17 protein-coding genes, 1 tRNA gene and 1 other RNA gene are annotated in these 23155 nt (G+C 63.5%); 12 read left to right on the top strand and 7 right to left on the bottom strand.

Features of this window, described 5'->3' with window-relative positions; genetic code table 11:
- Positions 1-35: 35 nt before the first annotated feature.
- Both PYR64_RS01105 and PYR64_RS01100 read right to left on the bottom strand, forming a co-directional pair.
- Positions 36-731, bottom strand: a complete 696-nt coding sequence (locus PYR64_RS01105; protein ID WP_275777841.1) for a hypothetical protein — start codon at positions 729-731, stop codon at positions 36-38.
- Between the two features lie 112 nt (positions 732-843).
- Entirely contained in the window at positions 844-1236 is a 393-nt protein-coding gene (locus PYR64_RS01100; protein ID WP_018778087.1) for a MarR family transcriptional regulator, read from the bottom strand.
- Positions 1237-1332: 96 nt separating this feature from the next.
- Here PYR64_RS01100 and PYR64_RS01095 point away from each other — a divergent pair, with 96 nt between their 5' ends.
- Both PYR64_RS01095 and PYR64_RS01090 read left to right on the top strand, forming a co-directional pair.
- Positions 1333-2775, top strand: a complete 1443-nt coding sequence (locus tag PYR64_RS01095; RefSeq protein ID WP_039239599.1) for an MFS transporter — start codon at positions 1333-1335, stop codon at positions 2773-2775.
- Between the two features lie 98 nt (positions 2776-2873).
- Complete coding sequence (locus PYR64_RS01090; protein WP_275777837.1) at positions 2874-3794, top strand: oxygenase MpaB family protein; 921 nt, start codon at positions 2874-2876, stop codon at positions 3792-3794.
- A gap of 160 nt (positions 3795-3954) precedes the next feature.
- Here the strand turns inward: PYR64_RS01090 and PYR64_RS01085 are convergent, their stop codons facing one another.
- Complete coding sequence (locus PYR64_RS01085; protein ID WP_275777835.1) at positions 3955-7416, bottom strand: proline dehydrogenase family protein; 3462 nt, start codon at positions 7414-7416, stop codon at positions 3955-3957.
- 123 nt (positions 7417-7539) lie between these two features.
- On the opposite strand from PYR64_RS01085, the gene PYR64_RS01080 reads away from it, so the two are divergent.
- Positions 7540-8469, top strand: a complete 930-nt coding sequence (locus tag PYR64_RS01080; RefSeq protein WP_055977164.1) for a LysR family transcriptional regulator — start codon at positions 7540-7542, stop codon at positions 8467-8469.
- Between the two features lie 64 nt (positions 8470-8533).
- On the opposite strand, the gene PYR64_RS01075 is transcribed toward PYR64_RS01080, so the two are convergent.
- A tRNA-Ser gene (locus PYR64_RS01075) sits at positions 8534-8618 on the bottom strand.
- Positions 8619-8922: 304 nt separating this feature from the next.
- Here PYR64_RS01075 and PYR64_RS01070 point away from each other — a divergent pair.
- From PYR64_RS01070 to PYR64_RS01060, 3 genes are all read left to right on the top strand, one after another.
- The gene (locus PYR64_RS01070; protein ID WP_039239596.1) at positions 8923-9246 is read left to right on the top strand and encodes a hypothetical protein; all 324 of its coding nucleotides are present in this window, start codon (positions 8923-8925) and stop codon (positions 9244-9246) included.
- 917 nt (positions 9247-10163) lie between these two features.
- Positions 10164-10520, top strand: coding sequence for a hypothetical protein (locus tag PYR64_RS01065; protein WP_275777833.1), 357 nt, complete (start codon positions 10164-10166; stop codon positions 10518-10520).
- A 314-nt stretch (positions 10521-10834) separates the two neighbouring features.
- Complete coding sequence (locus PYR64_RS01060; RefSeq protein ID WP_275777831.1) at positions 10835-11953, top strand: IS110 family transposase; 1119 nt, start codon at positions 10835-10837, stop codon at positions 11951-11953.
- A gap of 222 nt (positions 11954-12175) precedes the next feature.
- Here PYR64_RS01060 and PYR64_RS01055 read toward each other — a convergent pair whose 3' ends face one another.
- The gene (locus PYR64_RS01055) at positions 12176-12733 is read right to left on the bottom strand and encodes a DUF5067 domain-containing protein (protein WP_275777829.1); all 558 of its coding nucleotides are present in this window, start codon (positions 12731-12733) and stop codon (positions 12176-12178) included.
- 1208 nt (positions 12734-13941) lie between these two features.
- On the opposite strand from PYR64_RS01055, the gene ffs reads away from it, so the two are divergent.
- The 4 genes from ffs to PYR64_RS01035 all read left to right on the top strand — a co-directional run bounded on the left by ffs (position 13942) and on the right by PYR64_RS01035 (position 18638).
- Positions 13942-14038: signal recognition particle sRNA small type (gene ffs, locus PYR64_RS01050), an RNA gene on the top strand.
- Between the two features lie 34 nt (positions 14039-14072).
- Positions 14073-17378: a DNA polymerase III subunit gamma and tau gene (locus PYR64_RS01045; RefSeq protein ID WP_275777827.1), complete on the top strand. Its 3306-nt coding sequence runs from the start codon at positions 14073-14075 to the stop codon at positions 17376-17378.
- A 33-nt stretch (positions 17379-17411) separates the two neighbouring features.
- Complete coding sequence (gene recR / locus PYR64_RS01040) at positions 17412-18011, top strand: recombination mediator RecR (RefSeq protein WP_018778094.1); 600 nt, start codon at positions 17412-17414, stop codon at positions 18009-18011.
- A 36-nt stretch (positions 18012-18047) separates the two neighbouring features.
- A complete protein-coding gene (locus PYR64_RS01035; RefSeq protein ID WP_110504907.1) occupies positions 18048-18638 on the top strand; it encodes a dihydrofolate reductase family protein in 591 nt (196 codons plus the stop codon).
- Here PYR64_RS01035 and PYR64_RS01030 read toward each other — a convergent pair.
- The gene (locus PYR64_RS01030; protein ID WP_275777824.1) at positions 18635-19732 is read right to left on the bottom strand and encodes a hypothetical protein; all 1098 of its coding nucleotides are present in this window, start codon (positions 19730-19732) and stop codon (positions 18635-18637) included. The two genes, PYR64_RS01035 and PYR64_RS01030, sit on opposite strands and share 4 nt — an antisense overlap.
- A gap of 88 nt (positions 19733-19820) precedes the next feature.
- Between PYR64_RS01030 and PYR64_RS01025 the strand changes: the two genes are divergently transcribed.
- Together PYR64_RS01025 and PYR64_RS01020 are read left to right on the top strand one after the other, a co-directional pair.
- The gene (locus PYR64_RS01025) at positions 19821-20345 is read left to right on the top strand and encodes a DUF427 domain-containing protein (RefSeq protein WP_275777822.1); all 525 of its coding nucleotides are present in this window, start codon (positions 19821-19823) and stop codon (positions 20343-20345) included.
- A gap of 157 nt (positions 20346-20502) precedes the next feature.
- Positions 20503-21849: an aspartate kinase gene (locus tag PYR64_RS01020; RefSeq protein ID WP_026267216.1), complete on the top strand. Its 1347-nt coding sequence runs from the start codon at positions 20503-20505 to the stop codon at positions 21847-21849.
- A gap of 57 nt (positions 21850-21906) precedes the next feature.
- Here PYR64_RS01020 and PYR64_RS01015 read toward each other — a convergent pair whose 3' ends face one another.
- Entirely contained in the window at positions 21907-23154 is a 1248-nt protein-coding gene (locus PYR64_RS01015) for a Dyp-type peroxidase (protein ID WP_275777820.1), read from the bottom strand.
- Position 23155: the final 1 nt, after the last annotated feature.

The following is a 23155-nucleotide window of genomic DNA, read 5'->3' as shown; positions in this document are numbered from 1 at the left end:
GCGCAGAAGTACTTAAGCCGATCGCCTTGCGGACGCTAGGGCCCTTTCACGCGGGTGGTGAATTGGAGGTGGATGCTCTTGAGCTCAACGCGTGGAAGCACGGCCGTCACGACGCCGCCGGTTGCTAGTTGGGCGCCGACGCCGTAGACGAACGGGTCCGTATCAACCTCCGCACCGGGCACACTGACTCCATTGATGACGATTCTGGCCTGACTGTTGACCACCCGACCGGCTATTGGGGGTGCGTGTTGGTCCCAAGGTTTGCTGCCCGGCCAAATCTCCTGCCGGTACTGATTCATCAGGATGTGGTTGACATGGTCAACCAGGAGGCATTGAACCGATGAGCGCTCGGATGGAGCGCGGTGCCAGACGGTTCGCACGGCCTCCCACAGTTGCGGGTAGCGCAGTCGCTCCACCTGCTCGATCAGCCAGCGCGGCCGGGGCCATGGCGGAACTTCCTCGATCGATCTGCGTGTCTTTTCGTCGAGGTCTGCAAGGTTTACCGGGTCTGAGCGATCATCCGGGTTTCGCCAGAGAGTGTAGGTGATGCTTGCGGTCATATCGCTGTATCCACGATCATCCAAGCAATAGGTCAGCCCGACGGAGTCCGTGTCCTCCAGCGAAGGTTGGGGTGCGAGCCCAATGATCGGAATGGGCATGAGTTTGAGGTTGTCGGCCCATGCGACACGGGGGTCGGGGGCGTCCTCAGGAAGAATGCCGGCCTCTCTCATGGCTCGACTATGAACCAACATAGGGCACGTGTAAACGGGCCTAAGTTTTCGAGTGTCAATGTTCCACTGAGGGAGCCCCCCTCGGGACGCCCGGGGTTTGCCCGCGGCCGGATCAGCCCAGGTTTTCCTTGAGCAGCGCGCGGTGCTCGACGGCGGCGGTGGAGTGGAGCGCACGGCCCGCCTCAGTAAGTTCCAGGAACAGCGAGCGGCGGTCCTCTTCGCAGGTCTGCCGGGACACCAAGCCTGCCTTTTCCAAGCGGTCCACCACTTTGGAGACAGCACTTTGCGTCATGGGGGTCCGCTCCCCCAGGGACTTCATGCGGCACGACGACTCTTCGCTCTCGGCCACGAGGTCAAGGATTTCGAACTCATTGAGGCCGATGTCGAATTTGGCTTCCAGGGCGCGGTCGATTGCTCCTGCGGTTCGGAAGTAGGAGCTCTGGATGTCGCGCCACTGCTCGACCAGTTCACGGTCTTCCAGCTGGCGGTCACGCGTCGTTGCCATGCCCCGATTCTAGTTCATGAACCAGTTAAAATCCACGTCATAAGATTCCGCGTCATATTCCTTGTCATTGAATGACGTGTCATATAGATTGATCGCATGACCTCACCCACCACCCTCAAAACCTCTGCCGAGCCGCCCTTGGTTTCAGCTGTTCGCTGGACCCGGGCCCAATGGCTCCTGTTGATGGTCGTCTGCACCGTCCTGGCCTTGGACGGGCTGGACGTATCCATGGTCGGCGTCGCGCTTCCATCCATCGGACAAGAACTCCACCTCGGAACCGATTCGCTGCAGTGGATCGTCTCCGCCTACGTCCTTGGTTACGGCAGCCTGCTGCTCCTTGGTGGCCGCCTCGCGGACCTGTTGGGCCGCCGTCGAATCTTCCTCATCGCCTTGACGGTGTTCGCCGCAGCGTCGCTCCTTGGCGGCCTGGTGGACGACCCCGCCGTCCTGATCGCCACACGTTTCGTGAAGGGCCTCGCAGCGGCCTTCACCGCACCTACCGGATTCTCGATCATCACCACGAACTTCGCCGAAGGACGCGAGCGCAACAAGGCGCTGTCCATCTTCACAACATTCGGAGCCAGCGGATTCTCGCTGGGACTGGTGGTCGGCGGCCTGATGACCAGCCTCAGCTGGCGCTGGACCTTCCTGGTCTCCGTCCCGATCGCCGTCGTCGTGGTCCTGCTGGGGATCAAATTCATCCCCAAGGACAAGCCGTCCGCCGAAAACAGCGGACACGACATCTGGGGTGCGGTGACGCTGGCACTGGGCATGCTCGGCCTTGTGTACACCTTGGTTTCAGCACCGGAGCAGGGCTGGGGATCTGTGGCAACAATCGCCGGGTTCGCAGTTTCTGTCGCCGTGCTGGCAGCCTTTGCAATCATTGAAAACAAGGTCAAGCATCCGCTGATCCGTTTCGGCATCCTGAAGGAAGGCTGGGTAGCAAGGGCCAACCTCAGCGCCGTGGGACTGTTCGGGTCCTACCTGAGCTTCCAGTTCATCGTCACCATGTTCCTGCAGTCCGTACTCGGCTGGACACCGTTGGGTATGGCGCTGGCCCTGCTGCCGGCCGGCCTTCTGGTGGCCACCAGCGCACCGTTTGCGGACCGGCTCATTGAAAAGTTCGGGGCCACGCAGCTGATCCTCACCGGTCTTACCGCCCTCGGCCTGGGTTACGTCCTCTTCCTCCGCGTGGGCACAACTCCGAACTACGCCCTGGACATCCTGCCCTCGGTGGTCCTGCTGGGCGTCGGCTTTGCCCTGGCCTTCCCTTCCATCAACGTCCAGGCCACAGCCGGGATCAAGGACTCCGAACAGGGACTCGCTGCGGGCCTGATCCAAACGAGCACCCAGGTTGGGGCGGCGCTGGTCCTCGCCGTCACCACCGCATTGGTCAGCGGTCACGGCCAGGCCGCGGGAACCGTCAGCGCCCAAGCCATGCTGGAACAGTACCGTCCGGGACTCATCCTCAGTGCCGCCGTCGCAATTGCCGCCCTGCTGGTGGCAGCGGCACCCTCCCGTCGTCGCGTCCGCCCCTAACCCGGAGTTTTTGTACAGCTAATGCCCTTATGAGCCCTTCGTAAGGGCATTAGCTGTACAAAAACTCCCTCTGTACGGTCTGGCGAATCTGCGGTCTCATGGGATGCATGAGGAATTACCTCACTGAGTACCGCCACGAATTGCAGCGCACGTTCACCGGCACGTCGGGGACGCCGCCTGAGTGGGTGCCGCGCCTGGCGGAAGGGAACGACGCCGGATATCACCTCCCGGGCTCGGCCGTCTGGGCGGTTCACGGCCACGTCGCCACCATCGTGGCAGGCATCCGGGTCCTGCTGATGCAGGCCCTCCACCCCGGCGCGCTGGCCGGAGTGTATGAGCACTCGGGTTTCCAGAAGGACCCCTTGGGGCGCCTGGCTAACACGGTCCGGTGGATCTTCACCGTGACCTACGGCTCCACCGAAGCGGCCGAGTCCGCAACCGCCGTGGTGCGCCGGATCCACGAACGCGTCCGTGGGACCTACGTGGACGGGCTCGGCGTCCAACGACCGTACGCGGCCAATGATCCCGAACTCCTCCGCTGGGTCCACGTCACCTACGCCGACTCGTTCCTCACGGCCAACCGCATTTGGGGTGCTGCCATCCCGGGCGGGGCCGACGCCTACGTCCGCGAATGGGCTGCGGCAGGCCGACTCATCGGCGTTCAGGATCCGCCGCTCACCGAAGCGCAGGTCCGTGACGAGCTGGAGGGTTGGTACGCCTCCGGCATCCTTCGGGCGGATGACCGCCTGGCAGAGACCGTCTCGTTCATTCGGCACCCTCCCCTGAGCCCGCTCCTCAAGCCCGGCTACCGCATTCTGTTCGCGGCCGCCGTCGCAAGCCTTGAACCGAAGTACAGGGAACTGCTGGGGCTCCAGCGCGCCCAGCTGGGCGTCGTCCCGCTGCCGGTCATCACGGCGGCGAGGGTGGTGCTGGGCATGGTCCGGCTCGCTCTGGGATCACACGGCCCCAGCGAACAGGCGGCGCGGCAAAGACTGCAACGTCTCGGCTACGCCGCCTGACATCACCCAGGGGCGAGCTCTCACCCTTTTGGGGACTCCGCGAAATGCCGAAAGCCAACCCCTCAGCGGGACCTCACTTTGTGTGGGGTTCGCCGAGGGGTTGGCTTTCAACCTTTTACGGGCATTTATTGTGCCGAGAGCTCACCCCTCGGCGCGCGAACTAGATCAGGTGATCCGACAGGTGGTTCGGGGTGCCGAAGCGGTGGGCCGTGATGGACACCGCCTGCTCGCGGAGGAACGGCAGCATCTCGATCCGTCCGGCCTGGGTCACGGCGCCGTGGTACACCGCGACGTCGGGACGGCCACCCATCGCTGCGCTCAGCGCGGCGAAGTCGCCACCGATCAAGCGGATCCGACCGGCGTCGAAGTTGGCCGCACGGCCCAGCCACGCGGCGTCGTCCTCGATCCGCACGTTGACGCCCAGACCGGCGAAAGCGGTCACCACAGCGTCAGGAAGTGCGACGGCGGAGCTCACCGTGAGCTTCGAGCCCGCCACTGCACCGGCTGCCACCACGCGGATCAGCTCAGCGAGCCGTTCGCCTTCGGAGAGGCGGATGGTCACGGGCAGGGACCGGTAACGGAAGACGTTGCGCTCTGCGGTCAGGGCGGAGACGTCCTTGCAGGTGCCGAACTCGGATTCCCAGGCTGCGGCGTCGCTGAAGAGTGCCTGCTGGAGGGTCTCGTATTCCTCGGCGGTCACGTCAGCGGACTTGGCTGCAGCGAGGAGCTGGGCAGCAGCACCCTGAAGGACGGTGCCCCGCTGCCCCTTGGCCTCGGCTGGTACCCACGAGCCGAGCCCGATCAGGTAGTTCGGTCCGCCTGCCTTGGTTCCTGCACCGACGGCCGACTTCTTCCAGCCACCAAACGGCTGGCGCTGCACAATCGCACCGGTGATGCCGCGGTTGACGTACAGGTTTCCGGCCTGGATCTTGTCCAGCCAGACACCCATTTCAGCTGAGTCCAGGGAGTGCAGGCCGGCGGTGAGGCCGTACTCGATCTCGTTCTGGATGGCGATGGCTTCTTCGAGGGTTTCAGCGGTCATGACACCCAGCACAGGGCCGAAGAACTCGGTCAGGTGGAAGTAGGAGCCACGCTTGACGCCCGAACGGATGCCCGGGGACCACAAGCGGCCGGTCTCGTCGAGGCGCTCGGGCTTGATGGCCCAGGTTTCGCCGTCGCCCAGGGTGGTGAGCGCGTTCAGGAGCTTGCCGTTGGCAGGCTCGATGATCGGCCCCATCTGCGAGGTGGCGTTCTCCGGGTAGCCAACAGTCAGGGAGCGCGCGGCGTCGATCAGCTGGTTGTGGAAGCGGGCGCTCTTCGCGACCGAGCCCACCAGGATCACCAGCGATGCGGCCGAGCACTTCTGTCCGGCGTGGCCGAACGCCGAGTACACGACGTCCTTGGCTGCGAGGTCAAGATCGGCGCTTGGGGTGACGATGATGGCGTTCTTGCCGGAGGTCTCGGCGAGCAGCGGCAGGTCCTGGCGGAAGGAGCGGAACAGCTCAGCGGTTTCATAGCCACCGGTGAGGATCACGCGGTCAACGCTCGGGTGCGAGACCAGCTGGGTTCCCAGGTCACGCTCTTCGAGCTGCACCAGCGCCAGAACTTCACGCGGCACACCGGCTTCCCACAGGGCATCCACCATGACCGAACCGGACCGGCGGGCCTGCTTTGCAGGCTTGATCACGACGGCGGAACCTGAGGCGAGCGCTGCGAGCGTCGAGCCTGCGGGGATCGCCACCGGGAAGTTCCACGGTGGTGTCACCACGGTGAGGTTCGCTGGGACGAATGTGGCGCCGTCGACCGTTTCCAGGTCCTTGGCGCGCTCGGCGTAGTAGTGCGCGAAGTCGATTGCTTCGCTGACCTCGGGGTCGCCCTGGTCGATGGTCTTGCCGGTTTCGGAAGCCATGACCTCCAGGAGTTCGGCGCGTCGGGCCTCCAGGACTTCACCGGCGCGGTGCAGGATGGCTGCCCGCTCGGCGGCGGGACGGGCGCCCCAGGCCTTCCCGGCGTCAACGGCGGAGGCAATGATCTGGTCCAGCTGGGCGGCGTCGGAAACCTTGGTGGATTCGACGATCTTGTTCCCGGCCGTGGATCCCGGGATGCGCTTGAGGATGTCGCGGCCCCAGGCACGGTTTGCCGGGAGTGCCGGGTCGGTGTCAGGGGTGTTGCGGAAGCCCTCGGTGGGGGCGGGTTCGGCCGGAAGGCGGCGGTCCTGCTTGCGGTTGGGCCCTGGAACTTCACTCTTCATGTTGGCCAGTGAGCTCAGGAAGCGCTGCTGCTCGCGCTTGAAGAGACTCTCATTTTCACTGAGTTCGAAGACCGCGGACATGAAGTTTTCCTGGCTGGCACCCTCTTCGAGGCGGCGGATCAGGTAGGCGATGGCGACGTCGAACTCGCCCGGGTGGACCACCGGTGTGTAGAGCAGGAGGCTGCCGACATCCTTGCGGACCGCGGTGGCCTGGCCGGTTGCCATGCCCAGGAGCATTTCGAACTCGATGCCCTCAGTAACCCCGCGCTGCTTGGCCAGGAGCCAGGCGAAGGCAACATCGAAGAGGTTGTGACCGGCGACGCCGATGCGGACGGCGTCAACGCGCTCCGGGGTGAGGGCGTAGTTGATGACGTTCTTGTAGCTGGTGTCCGAGTCCTGCTTGGTGCCCCAGGTAGCCAGCGGCCAGTCGTGCAGCGAGGCTTCAACCTGCTCCATGGGGAGGTTGGCACCCTTGACGACGCGGACCTTGATGGGTGCGCCACCTTCGGCGCGACGGGCGGAGGCCCACTCCTGCAGTTCCTGCATGGCACCAAGTGCGTCAGGCAGGTAGGCCTGGAGGACAATGCCGGCTTCCAGGTTCTTGAACTCCGGCATGTCCAGGATGCGCTTGAACACCGCGATGGTCATGCTGAGGTCCTTGTATTCCTCCATGTCCAGGTTGATGAACTTGGGCTTGGGGAAGGACGCTGCGAGGCGGTAGAGCGGGGTGAGCTTCTCAACAACGTGGTCGACGGCTTCGTCGAAGGCCCACGGGGAGTGCGGAGCAACTGTGGAGGATTCCTTGATGGAGACGTAGTCAACGTCCTCGCGGGCCAGCAGCTTCAGGGTGCCTTCCAGACGACGCTGGGCTTCGTGCTCGCCCAGGACGGCTTCGCCGAGGAGGTTCACGTTCAGGTGCACGCCGTCCTGGCGGATCTTGGCGATGGCCGGACCGAGCTTGGCGTCGGTGGCGTCAACGATCAAGTGGCCCACCATCTCGCGGAGCACGCGGCGGGCGATCGGGATGACAATCTGCGGCAGGATCGGGGCCATGACGCCACCCACCCGGACAGCGCTGCGCATGTACCAGGGAAGGAACTTGGGAACCTTCGGGGCGAGCTCGGCGAGTTTACGGCCGGCGACCGACAGGTCCTCGGGGCGGATGACGCCGTCGACGAATCCAACCGTGAAGTCAAGGCCGTTCGGGTCCTTCAGGACGCCGGCGAGGCGCTGTGCGGAGACGTCCACGGGGATCTTGCCGGCTTCAGTCAACCAGTGGCGGACCAAGGCAATGGCTTCCTGGGCCAGAGCATCGAACTGCCCCGATTCCTCGGTGCGCGGGGCGGTGGCATCCGGGAGGGTGCTGGTCATGGGGGCTCCTTCTGAGACGGAGAAGTTTGTTTGTTTCCATCAGTATGGATCTACAATCTCATTAGGAAAAGCGATCTTTTCTGACGAATATTGATTACCCATCCCGAACCTTTGGAGGCCGCCTTGCTGGATGTCCGCAGGCTGCGTTTGCTGCACGAGCTGAAGATCCGCGGGACCCTGGCCGAGGTCGCCGACGCGATGCAATACAGCCCTTCATCGGTATCCCAGCAATTGACGCTCTTGGAGAAGGAAGCCGGGGTGGAACTGCTGCGCAAGGCGGGCCGCCGGGTCCAGTTGACGCCCCAGGCCGAGATCCTCGTGGCACACACCGCGGCGCTGCTGGAGACCCTGGAACGGGCGGAAACCGAGCTCGCTGCATCCCTGTCCATGGTGACCGGGACCGTGCGCCTGGCCGTGTTCCAGTCCGCAGCACTGGCGCTGCTGCCCGATTTCCTCAGCATTATGCGCCGGGAGTACCCGGAAGTGCGCGTGGAAATGACCCAGCGCGAGCCCGAGACCGCCCTCTATGAAACGTGGGCCCGCGACTTCGATCTGGTGGTAGCCGAGCAATACCCCGGCCATGCCGCGCCGCACCACAGCGGACTGGACCGGGTCACGCTGACCAGCGATGCCATCCGGCTGGCCACTCCCCCGGTCGGGCTGGGCGGCGAAACAGTTGCGACCCTGGCCGACACGGCCTCGATGCCGTGGGTCATGGAGCCCCGTGGTGCCGCTTCAAGGCACTGGGCCGAGCAGGCGTGCCGCTCCGCAGGCTTCGAACCGGACGTGCGCTACGAAACGGCCGACCTCCAGGCGCAGATCCGGCTCATCGAGTCCGGAAATGCCGTGGCCCTCATGCCGGACCTCGTCTGGACCGGGCGAAGCAGGACGGTCCAGCTCCTGGATCTCCCGGGCCTGCCGAAACGGACCGTGTTCACCTCAACCAGGACAGCCGGCAGAATCCACCCGGCCACCGCAGCGTGCCGCGAGGTACTGGAACGCGTGGCGGCAACCCAGCAGCAGGACGCCGAACAACAGGCGGACGCAGGCTAGCCAGACTTAGCCGCCGCGTCCAGGGAACGCAAAAGGCCCCGGTCCAGTGGACCGGGGCCAAACGCGGAGAATGGGGGATTTGAACCCCCGAGGGCGTTAACCCAACACGCGTTCCAGGCGTGCGCCATAGGCCGCTAGGCGAATTCTCCTTGCTTCCGATTCGAAAGCAGATACTACTGTACCTGAGAATTTCGGCATCGTGTAATCGAGCCGAATCGCCCCTTTTGCCCAGCCAGGGGAGCACACCGCTTAACGGAAAAATGGACGCCCCCAACGCGCCCATTCTTGCGGCACAACCGTTGAGCTACCGGGTCCGGCCCCTCGCCCCCAGGCCCCGCAGCTCACAACCTTGAGATTGCCCCAATCGGTGTACATACCCATGGTCCGCTGCCACCCCTTCTTTTGCAATGGTTGAGACCGCTTTGTAGCCTAATTTGCTGACAAGATGTCCCCATGACGCAGCTTCATGCCTTGGTGGTCTACGTGCCCGAGTCGCATCTCGAAGAGGTCCTGCTGGCCATCGGCGACGCCGGCGCGGGACGGATAGGCGACTACTCCCACTGTTTCTACACGTCCCCGGGCACAGGCCGGTTCACTCCCCAGCCCGGCGCGCAGCCCTTCGTGGGAGCGGTCGGCATCGAGGAGCAGGTGCCCGAAACCCGGGTTGAGTGCGTGGTTGAGGAGGCAGCGCTCGACGGCGTGGTGCTGGCCCTGCGGGCGGCGCACCCTTACGAGGAACCGGCGTTCATGACGTGGCCGGTGAACGGCTGGCGGTGATCCGGGGAATCCACTAGACGAAGATGGGCAGTCGACCAGCGGCCAACTCACCATTGACGACTGCGATCTCATCAGCCGACAAGAGGCTGACATCCTCGTCAACGGGGTGATTCGAGGCCACAGCCCAGTCCACAACATCGGACCAACACCACAAAGAGACCCCGCTTGGATCGCCGGGCGGGGAAAGGGGAAGCCGGCCTGGCGCAGTCCTGCTGTCCAATGGGTCACGGCCTGCCTCGTCGCCCCCAACCGCTCTGCAATCTCGCTTCGGGTGACATAGTCGAAATCGACGGATCGGACTTTGCCACCCAGTTCCACCACACGCGCAACAAGGCGCAGGGCAGCCTTCCGGCCGTTGGGCGCCGCTTGAAGCAAGGTCACATACGGAACGCCTGCAAAGCGGGAAGCAATGCCGCCAAGTTCCGCCACCAACAGGTCTTCGATCTCGTCCGGAAGTTCCTCGAGCCTTAGCCTCACTTCGAATGTTTGCTCGATGCTCATGACCTCCGGATATCTCCGGTTGTTGACAAGTGACAACAACTAACTCCTCCCTCTGAGCAGATCGTGTTGCCCAGGACATCGCCGGGCATCACGCAGCAGGATTTTCGCCCGCTGTGTAGCATTTCTGGGCGTGCCATCCACCCTCAACTACGCACCCTCCGGCCCGCAGGGATGCTTCTATATTCGTCAAGTCCGTTCGCCGCAAGGTCCGTGAGCTGATCGCGCGTGGCCTACAGCGACGGCCAGGGCTGCCAGCTTCTATCGGGATGAGGCGATGGGCTTCGAAGACCTCGTCCTTGCTGACCAAGAACTTGCCCCGGCATGGCAGTTGGAAATTTCTGCGTCCGGAACTATGGAAGTTCTACAGTTCGGGATGCGCAGGCACCAAGTCACCGCGCGGCTGCTAGTTTGAGAGCATGAAACGAGGATTTGCATCAGCTGCACTCCTTCTGGTGCTGACCCCGCTACTGACAGGATGCCTTGGCGACTACGCTGCATCCGGAGAATGCGACGATCTTTCAAAGAAACTCTCGCCCGCTATTGGCCATGCCACCGGGGCCCTTCCAACCATCGACAGCACTTGGGGCGACGGAGGAATGGCGCCGTGGTGCGTCATCAAATTCACCACGAGCAAGGACTATACGCCCGACGATGATCGAATCAGCGCACTAAAGGCAAATGTCGAAGCAAGGATGGCGGACTGGTCAAGTGGGGTCGTCGTGACAATACACACCGGTAACAACCTCAGCCTTGAGTTTCGTTCACCGGACTAATAAGCATCAGCTTGTGCAACCAGGCCAGTCCCCCATGGTCTGTAAGTCTTTACCCGGTTGCTCCGTGAGCGGCTGGCAGTCTGGTGCTGTGGCCGGGCTGGGGTGTGACTCACCCATGGGCTTGCCTCCGATCTGAGCTTTCCCCGGAGTGCGCTTTCTTGGATATGTCCGCCCTGGCCGGGCCCAGCATCGGTTCTGTCTACAGCGCTGGCCTGATTAAAAGCATGCCCACCCGTGCTCGGGTGTGGCCCATTACAGACCTGCCACGCCGTAACCCACCGACGCGCTTCCAGTCCCGGCACCAAGGAGGAAAAATGATCGTTGCAGAGCATTTCGGCTTCGTCGTCGGCATTGATACCCACGCGAAAACGCACACCCTAGCCATCATCGACACCGCAAGCGGTGGAGAAATCGCAAATGAGACATTCCCGGCGACCGCAACCGGAGGCAACCGCGCCCTGTCCTGGATCCTCCGCCGCACCGGCGCGTCTCCTGAGCAAGTTCTACTCTCGATGGAAGGGACAGGATCGTACGGCGCCAAACTCAGGCAACAAGCCTGCGACGCCGGCTTCCAAGTCACCGAAGCGCCCGTCCCCAACCAGCGTTTGGGTAGGTATCAGGGAAAGTCCGATGCCATCGACGCCACCCGTGCAGCACGAGCCATCCTGAGCGTCCCTATGGACCGACTCAGGGAACCCCGATCGGGCCAGAACCAGATGGTACTTCGAATCCTCACTAGTGCGCGCCGATCCATGGCCCGCGAACGCACCGCAGCTATCAACGCTCTGACGGCCCTCCTTCGCGTCGTGGACCTCGCCGTGGACGCCCACAAACCCCTGACCGTCACCCAAATTAGCACCATCGCAGCCTGGAGGGAACGGGACGAGGACTTCGGAACTCAGACCTGCCGCCGCGAGGCCGTCCGGTTAGCGAAACAAATCCTGACGCTCCAGGAACAAATGGCCAAGAACCACGCAGAACTCGAGACACTGGTGCAGCAAGTGCATCCAGGACTTCTGAATGTCTACGGCATCGGACCGGTCCTTGCCGCAATCATCCTCACCGCCTGGTCACATACCGGCAGGGTGCAATCCGAAGCCGCATTCGCAGCACTAGCCGGCACCTGCCCGGTCCCGGCCTCATCAGGTGGCACCACCAGATTCCGGCTGCACCGCGGCGGTGCGCGCCAACTCAACAAAGCGATCTACACCATCGCCCTCATCAGAATGAACCGCGACCAAGCCACGAAAGACTATGTCGCAAAACGGACAAGCCAAGGACGCAATAAGAAAGAGATCATCCGCAGCCTCAAGCGCTACATCACCCGCCAGATCTACCGACAACTCACTTCAGTGCCATCGCCTCTTGAAACGGTTCCGCCAGCAGGAAGAGTGGGCCTTATGCCCGGCCATACCCAGGCTTACAGTGGATAGGCGACGTATCAGACGGCCTTGTTCGTGGCCAGCATGCAGGGAAGAAACCATTCAGAATCTCGGTCACAACAGTGGGGTTGGACAGAAACCCGCTGGGCTCGCAGCCTTTGTTCCGCATGTCGACGGCCTATAGGGCACGCCGACATGCGGAACAGGCTCGACATTGTCGTTCTCCAGCGACAGCAAACGTCCGGCGTCTATTACCAGTGAATGCGGTTGGTCCTACTTGAGCTTGTAGCTCGTCTTACCGAGTTCGTTCATACCCAGGTCGGTAGATGCAACGAGATCGACGGGAGTCTCTTGGTCATCAAGTTCATAGGCGATCGCATTTGCAACGGTTCCGTCCTTCTTGATCTTCTCCGTCTGGCTTTCTAAGAACCTGTCGTCGGGAAGGGAACCAACCTCAAGCTTGTTCTCAGCATTGGGGTTGTTGTCTTGGAATGCCGTGATGTTGAATATGAAATTCATCGGACTCACGTCCTTTGTGCCCAGGTTCGTGATCTCATACCAGAACGCGATGACAGGCTTCTTGCCGTATTCATTGCCCTTCTCACCCACCGCCAGGACCTTATGGTCGGTGATCACAATTTTCAGATCCTGAGTGGTAAGTACACCATCCTTGAAGGACGAATCGCTCTTACCAGCCGTAGTCGAAGGCGCACTCGACTCATTGGACGAGCTCTTTGCATCAGATGCCTTGCCTTCGACCGCCGTTCCGGCGCACCCGCTAAGCACGAGAGCAATCGACGCCGCAGCAATCACTACCAAAGACTTCTTCATCTGGATCCTCATCCCCAAGGCTTGCCAACGCAAGCAAATAATTAACAAGCAGTAGCCTACGGGCTCGATTCCTAAAGCCAATTTTGTTTCATTAGTGGCTAGATATTGACGGATATAGAAGCAAGGGCTCGACACCCGACTCCCCTACCGTGATGTGCAGGTTTTTCAGCCGGGTTTGCTTCTAGATCCGTCAAGCGGGGTTTCATGGCAGTCGGACCAAGGAGGTTAGAGGTACCAATAGATTTTCGCCTCAGGGCACCTCGCCTTGACCATGCCCGTAGAGGATGTTTCCGGTTTCTGCGTCGCTTACCTGAATGACTCGATTGGTGAAGAAGAAGTCAACTGAGCCGTCGCTGTGGAAAGGGGGCCTCTATGAGACGGTAGCCGGCCTGCGTTGCAAACTGACGCAATTTGGCTCCATAGGACCCAGTGCCTTCCATGGAGATAAGTACTCGCCCGGGGTCCTTCGTGCTTCGACGTGAAATCCAGGTCACTGCTCGAGCCATACCGGCCGCAGTCGAGGGGAAAGTTTCGTTGGCGGTCTCGCCGCCAGTGAGCGTAGAAATAATTGCCAACGTATGGGTTTTGGAGTGTGTGTCGATGCCAACTACGTAGTCATTGGTTTGCGCGACGACCGTCATACGTTACTCCTGCAGTTTGTTTGGACGATGTGAGTGTTGGACCAAGGTGCACTGCGGGGCAGCACTGGGATGAGCCACAATTCTGAGATGGGCAAGCTTCTAATCAAGCCATCGCAGTGGACAGGACCAATGTTGATCTGTGGACGGGTGGGCAGATCCCGGCAAGCGCACCTCCGCAACGCAGAGGGCAATACGACACAAGAGCCACACACGACCAAAGTCACAACATCAGCCTGCCAGCCAGTCTCGGACCAGCTATTCAAAGACTCCCAGACAATACAAATAGAATTTGTGCCCTTGCCTGCGCAGCCTCCAACCCACCGCCACCAATGCTCGAACCGCCGCCAGCACGTCCTTGTGAATCTCGTTGGACGCATCGGCCACATCCAACCAATCGCCGTTACTCATGGCACCCCACAGTCGCAAACCTCCCCGCCAACCGACGTTGTTGACTACGGGTTTACCACCCGGCCCCGACAGTAAAGTGACCCAACCACCCGCCGTCGAGCGTTATCCACAGCCGTCCGCACCGATTCGAACCCCGAACCAAGTTCGGGTAAGCTTATCGACGGCCCCTCATGTGGCGTCATCCTGTTGAACTCCCCCAGGACCGGAAGGTAGCAAGGGTAGATGGGCTCTGGCGGGTGCATGAGGGGTCACTTACTTTAACTGTCAGTCCCTATAGGTAGGTTTCACTTGTGACTGTTACAACTGCCCTGTATCGAAGGTATCGCCCGGACTCTTTCGCGGACGTTATCGGGCAGGAACACGTCACAGAGCCCCTGATGACGGCACTCCGGAAGAACCGTGTGAACCACGCCTACCTCTTCTCCGGTCCGCGCGGCTGTGGCAAGACCACCTCCGCGCGCATCCTGGCACGCTGCCTGAACTGCGCCGAAGGCCCCACTGACACGCCTTGCGGCAAGTGCCCCAGCTGCATCGAACTTGCCCGCGGCGGTTCGGGCTCCCTGGACGTCATCGAGATCGACGCCGCCAGCCACGGTGGCGTGGACGATGCCCGCGATCTCCGTGAGCGCGCCACCTTCGCCCCCGTCCGGGACCGCTACAAGATTTTCATCATCGACGAGGCCCACATGGTCACGTCTGCCGGCTTCAACGCTCTGCTGAAGATCGTGGAGGAGCCGCCGGAACACATCAAGTTCATCTTCGCCACCACGGAGCCGGACAAGGTCATCGGCACCATCCGCTCCCGCACGCACCACTACCCCTTCCGGTTGGTGCCACCCGAGCCGCTGATGCACTACCTTGAGCTGCTCTGCCAGCAGGAGAACGTTCCTGTTGCCCCCGGCGTGCTCTCACTCGTTATCCGCGCTGGCGGGGGTTCTGTCCGGGACACCCTTTCGGTGCTCGATCAGCTCATGGCCGGCGCCGGCCCTAACGGCCTGGACTACGAGCTCGCCGTGGCGCTGCTCGGCTACACCCACGCTTCGTTGCTGGATGACATCGTCGACGCCGTTGCTGCCGCCGACGCCGCCACCGTTTTCCGCGCCGTGGACCGCGTCATCCAGACCGGCCACGACCCCCGGCGCTTCGTCGAGGACCTGCTGGAGCGCTTCCGCGACCTCATCATCGTGCAGGCGATGCCCGAAAGCGCCCAGGCCATCCTTCGAGGAATTCCCGCCGATCAGATCGCCCGCATGCGCAACCAGGCAACCAACCTGGGCGCGGCTGAGCTGTCCCGGGCCGCGGACGTCACCAACACCGCGCTTACGGAGATGACGGGCGCAACCTCGCCCCGGCTCCACCTTGAGCTGCTGTGCGCGCGCATCCTGCTCCCCAGCGCTGAACAAACCGAGCGTGGTATCGCCGCGCGCATCGATCGCGTGGAACGTCGCCTGAACTACGCGGGCGACGGCGGAACACCGGCTGTTGCTGCCGGCGCGCCTACAGCTGCGGCTGCTTCGGCTGTTCCGCCGGCGGCCGCGCCCGTTACACAGTCGGCCCCGGCCCACACGGCTTCTCCCGCACCTGCAACTGAGCCCGCAGCAGTGGAGCAGGTCCCTGCGGCTTCAGTCCCTGCCGTTCCCGAACCATCCACCGCAGCTGGTCCGCGCGATGCCATCTCAGCACCGCGGGTGTCCACCAACGATTGGCCCGTCGAGGAACGTACGTCTTCCGGTCGCGCTGGCCAGGCCGCTGCGGCCCCGTCTGCTCCGAGTGCTGCGGCTGCTCCGACCCCGGCACAAACCCCGCAGCCTGAGCCTGTCCAGGCATCTGCTTCCGCAGCGCCGCAGACGCAGCCATCACAAGCAACGCCCCCGGCAGCGCCGTCACAACCAGCGCCGTCACAACCAGCGCCGTCTCAGGCGATGCCCTCTCAGGCAGTGCCGCAGGCACAGCCGTCCCCGGCCGCATCTCAGGCACCTGCGTCAGCGCCGCAGCCCACGGCTGCCCCGGTTCCGAATGCCGGAGGCAGCGGGGACGTCGAGGCTCTTCGCCGGGCATGGCCCGATGTGCTGCAAACGCTGACCAAGATCAAGCGCAGCACGTGGGCCCTAGTTGAGCCCAACGCCCAAGTTGCCCAGTTCGACGGCCAGGTGCTGACCCTCGCGTTCACCACCGGCGGCCTTGCTGGTGCCTTTGGACGCGCAGACCACTCCGAGAACCTACGCCAGGCAATCCACAAGACCATCGGCATCGACTGCCAGATCGTCGCAGTGGCCGGCGGCAACAGTTCAGCGAGCTCTGAGCCAAACCCAAAAGCGCCTACTAGCCGGGAGAGTCCGGCTGCTTCAACGCCAACGGCTGCCCCGGCACCGGCTCCGGTGTCTTCGGTCGACTCGGCGTGGGGCCTCGCTCCAGCCACCCCTGCCTCGGGGACCGTTCCATCGGCCGGCCCTCACGCGGGCACAGTTGCGTCCTCGGCGCCATCCCGTGCAGCTGATGTGGCTCCTGCAGAGCAGCCCCAGCCACCGGCGACCCCCGTCCCGGCAGCAGCATCAGTTCCTGCCACTACGGCGCCGGCTCAGGCAACCGGTCAGACGCCCACTCCGGCTTCTGCTCCCGCTCCAGCTACAACACCGACACCGACACGACCACCGGCCCCCGCTCAGGCTGCGCCTGTGCCTGTGTCTGCCGTCGTCGAGACCGCTCCCTCCTCCGCCGGAGAGTACTCCTACCCTGACGACGACTGGGGTCCGCCCCTGGACGAGGACGCCCCTCCACTGGAGGAAGAGCCGCCAGCTGATTGGGAGCCACCGTACGGCCACCAGGGGGAACCCCGGAGCTACCCACAAGCAGCCTCCGCCTCCTCTGCCGCCCCAACACCTGCACCAGCACCAGCACCTGCACCAGCACCAGCAAGCGCGCCCACACGCACAGCCGCGCCTCAAGCCACCACGGCACACGCCTCCTCGGATGACCCGTGGTCCCGCGCGGTGGAACAAGCTCCGGGCACGTGGGTGGTCGGCACGGAATCCAACGTCGGCAAAAACCCGCAGGCAGCAGAAGAAACCGTCGCTCCAGCAGCGGACACCCCGGACTATGAGCCGGCCGCGGCACAGGTCCCGGAGCCGGCCCCCGCCGCATCGTACGGTCACCCAACCAACGCCGAAGAGAACCCAAGCTCCAGCTGGGACGTCGCACCGGCGTCGAACTGGCCTGGAACTCAGGCGCCCAGCGCGGCCGTTTCGGGTGCACCGGCCGCCGGCAGCATCCCCACGTGGCCGTCGTTGGCGACCCAACCTGAGGAAGCACGCGGTTCCGTCGCCACGCTCGAGGACGACGCGCCGTCGGGCAATCCGAACGGACGCCAGAGCCTGTACCAACGGCTCACTAACAGCCCCGAAGCCCAGGCAGGACGTGTGCAGGCGCCTGTGCGGACGCAGGCAGCGCCGGCCGCCGCGCCGGAGGACATTCCCAGTCCCGAGGACGAAACCATCGAGGAATCGAGGGTCTTTGGGAGGGCTGCGGTGGAGCGTATTCTGGGCGGAAAGCTGATCGAAGAGCGCGCCTTGGACGGTTCTCCCCTGCAAACCCGCTGATCCCGGCATTGATTTCAAACAAACGAGGACATTGTGTACGAAGGTGCAGTTCAAGAGCTGATTGACGAGCTCGGCCGGCTTCCCGGCGTGGGCCCCAAGTCAGCGCAGCGCCTGGCGTTCCACATCCTGGAGGCCGACCCCGAGGACATGAAACGCCTGGTCACGGCTATCACCACGGTCAAGGAACGCGTGAAGTTCTGCTCCGTCTGCTTCAACGTCACCGAGCAGGAAACATGCAACATCTGCCGTGATCCCCGTCGGGATCCTTCGGTGATCTGTGTGGTCGAAGAGTCCAAGGATGTGCTGGCTGTGGAACGGACACGTTCTTTCCGCGGCCGGTACCACGTGCTGGGCGGCGCCATCAATCCCATTGCAGGCATCGGCCCCGAGCAGCTGCGCATCCGCGAGCTCCTGACGCGGCTCAACGACGGCGCCATCCAGGAAATCATCATCGCCACGGACCCCAACCTGGAAGGTGAGGCCACGGCCACCTACCTGGCCCGCATGCTCAAATCCATCGGGATCACGGTGACGCGGCTGGCGTCCGGCTTGCCCGTCGGCGGAGACCTTGAGTATGCCGATGAGGTCACGCTGGGACGCGCCTTCGAAGGCCGACGCAACGCCCTGTTGTAATCTCGCAACCACAACATCAATCGTGATTGGGGTCCCGTGCGAGAACTTGTCTACTACGTTGCCGTCAGCCTGGACGGCTACATTGCCGGTCCGGGAGGCGAGTTCGACGCTTTTCCCGTGGAGGGCGATCATATGGCCGCCCAGAATGAACGCTTTGCCGATGCCATCCCCACGGTCATTGCCGATGCCATGGGCATCGAGCGCACCGGAACCATGTTCGACACCGTAGTGATGGGTTGGAACACGTACGCCGTCGGACTGCCGGTAGGCATGACAAGCCCGTACCAACACCTCCGCCAGGTGGTGTTCTCACGGACAAAATCCGAGGCTGACATCCCGGGCGAACATCCCAACCTGACGTTGACCTCCGAGGACCCCGTAGAGGTGGTGCGACGGTTGAAGTCGGAGCCTGGCCGGTCGATCTGGCTCTGTGGTGGCGGAGAGCTGGCCACACAGCTGGCCGATGAAATCGACAGGCTTGTGCTCAAACGCAGCCCGCTGCTCTTTGGCGACGGGATTCCGCTCTTTGCACCCGGCACCTACCAGCCACGTGCTTTCGACGAGGCAGGCACCACGGCATTCGACTCGGGCGTCGTGATCTCCGAATACGTGCGGCGGAAGATCTAGCCGGAAACCGAATCAGTCGTCATCCGTCGGGAGGCCAGCCAGCGGCCTGCAGCAAGCACCACCGCGGCGAGCAGGCCCTGCAGGAACAACCCCGTGAGAGCCACCGGCACCGCGGGTGCCAGTCCGTCGCTGGAGACCCCGCCGAGACACGGGACTTCCCTCGCAGGCCCGTCAGCCGCGAACTGGAGCCCGGACAAAACCCAGGCTACGTCGTTGTCCGGCGGCACAAACTCCGCCCCGACGCTGGCTAGCAACAAGGCCGGGTGCGACGCCGCCAACCATGCCACCCTGTCCGTGTGCGCCACTTCCACCTGGTGCAAGCTGCCAACACACTCGTAGGCAGTGATTCTCCCGGCGTCGTCGCGCTCCACATTCACGGGGACTGAAGCGCTGGCAAGGTCCGTGGTGCCGGGCAGCAGGAGAACGGTGAGGGCAACATTTCCTGCGCAGAAAAAGGCCGCCAGCACGGAGGCCAGGGCGACGCCCGGGACGGTAGCTGCGAAGCAAGCACGCGAACCGGCCCCCATGAGCCCGAACACAGCCACTTCAAGGACCACCACGACGACGGCGGCACCGGCCAGCGCGAGAGGCCCGCCGCTGCTGATGCCCAGCATGAGCAAAAACGGCAACGCCACCACAGCCAGAGCCAGCCCCCGCAGAGCGCCTGCCAGAAGCATCACCAGGACGCTTTCATGGACGTGCCGGAATCCCCAGACGACACCGAGCACGGCTGCCGGGAAACCAAGGAATACCGCCATAATCACGAAGGTGGCCGCGGGCATCGCGTTCTCGATCCAACCATTCCGCAGAGCCCAGGCCACCAGTCCTGCAGCCGTTCCTGCGGCGAGGGCCACCCCTGAACAGCACGAGAGCCAAAACAGCCACGATGAAAAGGACTTCCGGGCATCCCGCCAGGCGATTCCGACGGCGTTCTTGAAGGCTGCGTTCTTGTAGCCGGCGTCGCGTGGTGGATTGGAACCATGGCCGGACTGCCCGGTACGGGGCTGGTCATCAACCAGCCCACCCCCGATGACCTCGTACTCGGGCTCATTCCAGCCGTCATCACGGCCTGGATGGTCAGGGACGCCGGCCATTGCCACACGCAATCCTCATGATGTGGATGGTACGCCGGGCGGACCGGCACCGACATCCATTCCGGGGAGAAGGTGGCACCATGGAGAGATGGTCCCCATTCCCGGTTTCCCCCGTTCCAAGCGTCCGCACCGCATCACACCGGAAGCTGGACAGGAATCGGTGTGGGACTATCCGCGGCCGCCGAGGGTCGAGGCCCGTTCGGAGCGAATCGTGGTGCGGCTTGGCGGCCATGTCATTGCCGCCACTGTAGATTCAGTGCGGGTCCTGGAGACAAGTCATCCGCCCGTCTATTACCTGCCGTTCGATGCCTTTGCGCCCGGGGTGCTCGTCCCCGTGGACGGCGCCACCTTCTGCGAATACAAGGGCATGGCCGGGTATTTCGATGTCGCGGCAGGCGGGATGGTGGCTTCCCGTGCCGGGTGGACCTACCCGGAACCCAGCCGCGGTTTCGAAGCACTGCGGACCCGGGTGGCCCTCTACCCCGGCCGGATGGACTCCTGCGAGGTGGACGGCGAGCAGGTAACGCCCCAGGACGGGAACTTCTATGGCGGCTGGATTACGCGGAACATCGTGGGTCCTTTCAAGGGCGCTCCGGACACTGCCGGGTGGTGAGCTCCCCCGGCCGCTGTTTGTGTGGCCGCCATATGGTCACAATTCCTGCCAGCACTCCACCCGGCGATAAACTGGGCAAATAAGCTACGCAGGCGTGCTCCAATTTGGAATCCAGCATGCCGCGTTCGAACCCTATTGATGCAGTGAGGGTGCGCGCATGACTATGCCCACTACCGAAGTGAAGATCGAAGAGCTCTCCAACGAGGCTGCCATTACCAAGCAGCTGATCGTTCAAAAGTTCGGCGGCTCCTCGGTTGCCGATGCCGATGGCATCAAGCGGGTCGCACAGCGCGTCGTGGATGCGCAGAAGGCCGGCAACGAGGTCGTGGTGGTTGTCTCCGCAATGGGCGATACCACCGATGAACTCCTGGACCTTGCCGCCCAGGTGACGGACTCCGCACCTGCCCGCGAGATGGACATGCTGTTGTCCGCCGGCGAGCGGATTTCCATGGCCCTCCTTGCCATGGCCATTAACAAGTTCGGTGCCTCGGCGCAGTCCTTCACGGGTTCCCAGGCCGGCATGATTACCGACGGCATCCACGGCAAGGCGCGAATTATCGCCGTCGACCCGCACCGCATCCGCACCGCCCTGGACAAGGGACACATCGCGATCGTCGCGGGCTTCCAGGGCATGAGCCGCAGCACCAACGAGATCACCACTTTGGGTCGCGGCGGTTCCGATACCACCGCGGTCGCCCTGGCCGCAGCCCTCGAAGCCGATGTGTGCGAGATCTACACGGACGTGGACGGCATCTACACGGCCGACCCCCGCGTGGTGACGTCGGCCCAGAAGATCGACCGGATTTCCAGCGAGGAAATGCTGGAACTGGCCGCCTCCGGTGCCAAGATTCTCCACCTGCGTTGCGTTGAGTACGCCCGCCGCTTTGGTGTGCCCCTGCACGTCCGTTCGTCATTCAGCCAGAAGGAAGGCACCTGGGTCATCCCGGGCGCCGACGAAAAGTTCACGATTGAAGAGGGAGTTGCCTTGGAGCAGCCAATCATCTCCGGCGTTGCACACGACCGGTCCGAAGCCAAGGTCACCGTTGTGGGCGTCCCCGACATCCCCGGCAAGGCTGCCGCGATCTTCCAGGTGATCGCAGACGCACACTCTAACATCGACATGATCGTCCAAAACGTGTCCACGCACGGCACGGGCCGCACGGACATTTCGTTCACCCTGCCCATCGTGGAAGGCGCCGACGCCCTGGCTGCCCTCCGCGCTGCTGAAGGACAGATCGGCTTCGAGAGCATCGAGTACAACGAGCACGTAGGCAAGCTCTCCCTCATCGGCGCAGGCATGCGTTCCCACCCCGGCGTTTCGGCCACCTTCTTCAAGGCACTCTCCGACGCAGGCATCAACATCGACATGATCTCCACGTCGGAAATCCGCATCTCCGTTGTCACCAGTGCCGACGCCCTGGATGACGCCGTTCGCGCCATCCACAATGCGTTCGAGCTCGACGGCGACGCCGAGGCTACCGTTTACGGCGGCACCGGCCGCTAGGCCAGCCGCTACGACGACATGAAGGACCGGAGCCAGTGCTCCGGTCCTTCATTTCTTTCAGGCGAAAAGCCCTTCGCCGACGAAACCGCCGGGAGCGCATCCCGGTGGAATCGCGAAGACGGCCGAACCCACGGGCGTGGTCCAGAGATTCAGCAGGTCCAGCTCGTCGAGGCGGCGCTGGATGGGAACGAACTGCCGTCCGATGTCCGCTTGGTAGGACGCGAAAATCAATCCGGAATCCGACACGCTCCCGGCCCCGGGAACGGAGTCGTAGTTGAAGGCCCGCCGGAAAATCCGCTGGGACGGGTCGTCCGGGCGAGCCCTCCGCAGATGGGCGAAATCGGCTATGACCGGAAACCCGACGGGCGTGACGGCGGCAAAGTCCGGCTCGTCGTGCTCGGCCGTGCCCGTCAACGGAGCGCCGTTCGCCAATTTGCGGCCCACGGACTCTTCCCGTCCGGACCTGTCCAGCTCGTCCCATTTGTCCAGGTCCATGCTGATCCGGCGGATCACCAGGGATGTTCCGTGGGGCGCCCATGACCCGGTACCGCCGTCGCCATAGACAACCTTCTCAAATTCCGCGCTTCCCGGCACTGGATTCGATGTCCCATCCACCTGGCCAAAAAGGTTCCTCATGGTCGTTCCGGACTGTTCCGTGCCGTAGGCGCGCCGGAACCCTGTTTGGACCCAGCGCACCGTGGTGAAACGGCGGCTGTCCTTAAGCAGCATGCGCTGGGCGTGCGCAACCGAAAGGGGGTCGTCGGCGCATATCTGCAGCAGGAGGTCACCTCCGCAGAACTCCGGTACCAATTTGTCGATGGAGAAGGCCGGAAGTCCGGATACGCCGTCCGGGACCGGCACGGTGCCCGCAACCCGGAACAGGCCAGGACCAAAGCCGAACGTGACCGTCAGGCGTGCGGGCCGGAGCGCCAATTCACCCTCGGTATCGGCCAGCGCTGCCTTTCCCTGGGTCAAGTTCGCGGCATCGTCACTCAGCAGTTTCAGGAGCGACTTGAGCCGCTCAGGCGTTGTCCCTTCCTTCAGGTCGAGAGCAAGGAAAACACCGTGGGCCTGGGCAGCCGTGCCAACGCCCGCCTGCCTGTCACCGTAAAACGGCACCGTCCTGGCACCGTTTGCCCCGTCCCCGGAATCACTTGGCAGCGGTGGGACCGGTTTCCCGGCGAGTTGCGTGCCCACGGCGGCCAATGCTCCGACGCCCGCGGCAGCACCGCCAAAGAGGAGGTGCCGCCGCCGCACTCCGACCCCGGGCTTGGGGGTGGTGTTGTCCCGTTCGGAACTTCCCACG

Source organism: Paenarthrobacter sp. Y-19, assembly GCF_029223985.1.
Lineage (GTDB): Bacteria > Actinomycetota > Actinomycetes > Actinomycetales > Micrococcaceae > Arthrobacter > Arthrobacter nicotinovorans.
Note: the sequence above shows the minus strand (reverse complement) of the source record. Positions and strands in the feature narration are given on the sequence as shown.